The sequence below is a fragment of the Seonamhaeicola sp. genome, assembly GCF_028281565.1.
GTDB lineage: Bacteria > Bacteroidota > Bacteroidia > Flavobacteriales > Flavobacteriaceae > Seonamhaeicola.
Genome location: NZ_JANQJQ010000034.1, coordinates 1 through 4,989, shown reverse-complemented (window position 1 = coordinate 4,989; position 4,989 = coordinate 1). Strand labels below are relative to the sequence as shown.

Here is a 4,989-nt window from a genome sequence, read left to right as displayed (position 1 = left end):
CTCCGTCGCATCGAAGTTCTCGGCCCTGAACATGGGGATGAAATCCTTATATCCGAATTCCTCCTGACTCCCCCAGTTCTCCTTGTGGTAATCGAATACATCTGAGGTTTCCCTGTACATCCGTCGCGGGTACCATTCCGAATCGTGAGCCGGCACCGCATAGGGGCCCCAGTGGATAAAAATACCGAGCTTCGCATCTTTGTACCATTCCGGAACCTCATAATTGCCTAAAGATTCCCAAGTGGGTTGATAGGTTTTATTTTCAATCTTTGATTTGATGATATCCTCCTTTTTGGTTTGGCCTTCACTGCACCCAAAAAGAATTAAAACACTCAAAAAAACTCTTAACTCGTTGCAAAGTTTATACTTCATCTTTTCTGTTATACTTAATTAATTTTTATTATTTTCTTGAATAATGTCTGAGCATGACTGACTATATCAAAATTTTACAATGGGAACCTATTTCTATTTATTCCAATTCTTATTGATAATTTCGGCTATATGTGGATAATTTTCATCACCTTCATTAAACTCTCGCCTTAAATTTTTGAGTTCAACTTTTAATTCTAGAATTTCCTCTGCATACACTTCATTCTTATATTGATTTACCAATTCATACGGATCATTTCTTAAGTCATAAAACTCCCAAGCTGGAGGAGTAGGAACAATTTTATTGGAATCCGTCTCCCAGTGAAGCGATGGTCTTCCTATTTTAGTTAAATTGGATGGCAACCCATAATAAAAAATGAGCTTAAATTCTTTTGACCTGATTGCCATATGTGCAGGGATATCATGGTGTTCCAAATGCATCCAATACCTATAGTATGTACTTTTTCTCCAATCATCAGGTTCTTTTGAATTTAATACTGGTACTATACTCCTACCGTGCATATAATTGGGAACAGTACCTCCAGCCATATCGATCAAAGTAGGTGCAAAATCTGTATTATTAATTAAGATATTTGAATTCACACCTTTTTTAACAGCATAAGGATGTCTTATTATTAAAGGCATTCGCATAGATTCCTCATACGCCCAGCGTTTGTCCATATAGTCATGCTCACCAAGCATAAACCCCTGATCTCCTGTATAAATGATAATCGTGTTTTCCCATTGACCTGATTGTTTTAAGTAATTAAATAAGCGGGCCAGATTATCATCTATACCTTTGACACATCTCAAATAATTTTTTAGATATTTCTGATAGGCCAAGTGAGTCTGTTCATCTTTAGGAAGACTAGAGTCAATTTTATAGTAATCTACATAGTTCCGTACACCATGCCTTTTGCTAATGGAAGACCCGATCAAATTAATCAGACTGTCATTTTTTCCTCGTGTAGCTTCTGAACCAAAACGGGGTTGATTATACATACTTTCTGGTTCGGGTATTTCGATATCCGCCATATATTGCTCATACCTAGGTGCATATTCAAACATATCATGAGGCGCTTTAAAATGATGCATCAAAAAGAAAGGTTTTTCACTATCTCTTGAACTCAGCCATTCGATACTTTGATCTGTTATGACATCGGAAGAGTGTCCATTGTACTTAATGGTGCTATTTGGCCAAGCTTTTTCACCGTCAACCCTAAAAACAGGGTCAAAATAATCTCCTTGACCAGGGAGAACCTTATAATAATCAAATGCTGTTGGCTCTTCTTTTAAATGCCATTTTCCAATAATAGCTGTTTCATAACCTAGCTTTTTTACCTCTTTTGGCAAAAATTGAAGCGGCCCAGGTAAAGCCCCGTCTAAATCCAATACCTTATTGGTTTGTGAATACTGTCCCGTCATAATTGTCGCCCTAGAAGGTGTGCAAATTGAATTGGTACAGAACGTGTTTGTAAACAACATACCATTATTTGCAAGTTCATCCAATGTAGGTGTTGGGTTTAAACCAGCCAGCCTACTGCCATATGCACCAATAGCTTGTGTAGTATGGTCGTCTGACATGATAAATAATATGTTTGGCTTTTTTTTGAAATCCTTAGTTATTTGACCTGAACAGGATATACTAATTAATAGCAAGTAGCTTAATACCCTGTATCCGTCAAAACTATTTATGGAATTAATCATATTATAATTATATTTTAAAAGTGATTATTAATTCTTTCCATTTACCCAATCATTCAACCCTTACCCTCGGCTCCTCATTCAAATAACCAAGTGATTTCAAAAACTTATCTATATGGAGAACTGTTCTTTTATATGAAGAGAAATTTTTATAGTTAAAAAAGCCATGTTCCTTTCCCTTGTATAACTTTAACTCGCACCTGCTCCCAACCCTCTTCATAACTTTTTCATAATACTGAGCAGTTTCTACAGGAACCAGGTCATCTTTTGTTCCAAGTAAAAATATGGTTGGTGGTGTTTCTTTTTTGAGATTATGAATTGGAGAAAAACGCCTGTACTCATCACCTATTCTAGCATGTCCATATCCTCCAGGACCATTATCTATTACGGGATTGAAAAGCACTAAAGCGTTTGGTATGCACCTCACTGATAAATCATCAGTTTCTTCATTATAGTTCTGAATCAAGGCTGTAGCCACCGCTAGATGACCTCCCGCTGATCCGCCTGCTGCTATAATCTTATTGGGATCAACTCCTAATTCTGAAGCGTTCTTTCTTATATACCTTATCGCTGATTTAGCATCCTTAAGAGATTCAAAGGGTGAAGTCCCATGTTTTTCCTCAATTCGATAATCTACAAGGAAACATATGAGTCCCCTCTTTGAAAAATATTTCGCCTGATTCAAAAACTGGTATCTACTACCTCCTTTCCAACCTCCTCCAAAAAAGAAAACCATTGCTGGATATTTATATGCAGTATCACTTTTTTGAGGTCTATATAGCTCCATAAACAACTCTGTGGAATCAATTTGTTTATAGAGTACTTGCTCCTGTGCAAAACCAGATGAGCCAACAATTAATAAAATTATCGTTAATATGTTTAATTTTTTCATAACTATGATTTCCAATTGAAAGTTACGTATGGATTATTTCTTAGCTTGTTCTAACAAGTTCATTAAAACCTCTACCACATCTGCTCTTTCTCCATATAAATTGGTAATTTCTTGCGGATCGTTTTCCATATCATATAAGGTACCTAGGATTTGATCGTTTTCCGGAATAAATTCAACTGGTACACTAAAACCACCCGAACCCAAATGTGGTGTTAGCTTCCATTTTCCCTTTCTAATGGAAAAAAAACCGTTAGCCGCGTGATGGATGGTGTAATCTCTTATTTGCTGATCTGATGCAGTTCCCAAATAAGCTGGTAGCATGTTGTAACTATCTTCTCCTGCTCCTACAGGCAATGGCCTGTTGATTACCCCCGAAACAGTCGCCATAAGGTCAGTGGTGCATAGTACCTGATTAGAATTTGAACCAGCACTTATTTTACCTGGCCACCTAGCGATATAGGGAATATGATGGCCGCCTTCATAAATATCCGCCTTTTGGCCTCTATAAATGAAATTTGCACGGTGCGCATACTTCTCTTTATCTTCTGGTGTCCAATGTGCTCCATTATCAGAAGTAATAATTAACAAGGTATTATCTGCCTGACCTGACTCTTCAAGTGCTGAAAGAATTTCACCGACAACACCATCAACCTGACTCACAAAATCCCCGTATTTTCCTGCTTCGGAAACCCCCTTCAATTTCATATCTGGGAGCCAAGGTGTATGTGGTGCTGTTAATGGAAAATATAAGAAAAATGGACTTTTTGAATTTGACCGACCTTCAATATAATCGACTGCCTTTTCTGAAATTGTTGGCAGTACCTTATGAAAATCGAAATTGGGAGCCATTTCTCCTGCCCTCCAAAAAACACCTCTTTCACTCCCTTTGCCCGCGGTACGGGCGGTAGGTAATGTTACGGCCTTGTCGTTTTCAAGGTAGAGATAGGGAGACATGTCTAGAGAAGCGGGTATAATATAAGAATAGTCAAACCCCAATTCCTTAGGCCCCCCATTAATTGGTTGGCTAAAATCTACATTGCTATCTTCTTCACTGTTTAACTCCCAGGTCTTGACAATAGGCCTTTCCGGATTTTTTAATTCCCACCCTAATCCCAAATGCCATTTACCTATACAAGCCGTGTGGTAACCATTATCACTCAAATACGAGGCTACTGTAGCCCGGTTATTCTCTATCAAAGGCTCATCATAACCTCCTAAAACGCCTTTTTTTAAAACACTCCTCCAAGCGTAACGCCCTGTGAGAATGCCATATCTTGTGGGTGTGCACACGGACGAATTGGAATGTGCATCTGTAAAATGAATCCCTTCCTTGACCACCTTGTCCATGTTGGGGGTTTTGATACCTGATTTTGGGTTTAACGAAGACAGATCACCATATCCTAAATCATCTGCAAGGATATAAACAATATTAGGCAATCGCTCAACTTTTGTCTTTTTAATTTTTTTTTGATTCAAGAACTCGCAACTTGAAAAACATAAAAAAATCACTAACAATAATACATGTACAATTCTCATCTTAATTTTAATAAGGGGGTTATATAAATAATGTGTCTCTACAACGCAACAAACAAAATCAATTTATTCTTTCTAGTAAGTGGTTAAATCTTTAAATCATAACCTCTCTTAACCATTTTCAAGTCTTTTAACAATGTAAAGACAACAAGAGTTCAAAAAACCATGACTCTCTTTTCATTTTTTTAGTTAATGTTAGAACTTATAATTCTCTCTATTCATAATAAAATTAGATCTATATGACTAAAACATAATCGACACAATAAGAGAAGGGAATATAGGATGCATATAGCAAGCTTTATACGATATTATACCATATTATACCATACTAACTATGTGAGTATAATCGATTTCACTTAATTATGAGCAAGCACTAGATTTTACATTGGGTATTGGGCTGGATTGACTTCTTTTGCTCCTAATAATTAATCTTTGAAATTACTTTTAGTGGCTCCAAGAAGAATTTTGATTTACCTAAGGGCACACCTCAT

At 36.9% G+C, this 4,989-nt stretch carries 4 protein-coding genes; all 4 read right to left on the bottom strand.

The features are described 5' to 3' along the window. A partial coding sequence (locus tag Q0983_RS15165; protein ID WP_299555205.1) for an alpha-L-fucosidase occupies positions 1–372 on the bottom strand: 372 nt, incomplete at its 3' end. A 93-nt stretch (positions 373–465) separates the two neighbouring features. Then, positions 466–2,076, bottom strand: coding sequence for a sulfatase (locus tag Q0983_RS15160; RefSeq protein WP_299555202.1), 1,611 nt, complete (start codon positions 2,074–2,076; stop codon positions 466–468). Between the two features lie 49 nt (positions 2,077–2,125). Further along, entirely contained in the window at positions 2,126–2,965 is an 840-nt protein-coding gene (locus Q0983_RS15155; RefSeq protein WP_299555199.1) for an alpha/beta hydrolase, read from the bottom strand. A 33-nt stretch (positions 2,966–2,998) separates the two neighbouring features. Next, the gene (locus Q0983_RS15150) at positions 2,999–4,441 is read right to left on the bottom strand and encodes an arylsulfatase (RefSeq protein ID WP_299555196.1); all 1,443 of its coding nucleotides are present in this window, start codon (positions 4,439–4,441) and stop codon (positions 2,999–3,001) included. Positions 4,442–4,989 lie beyond the last annotated feature (548 nt).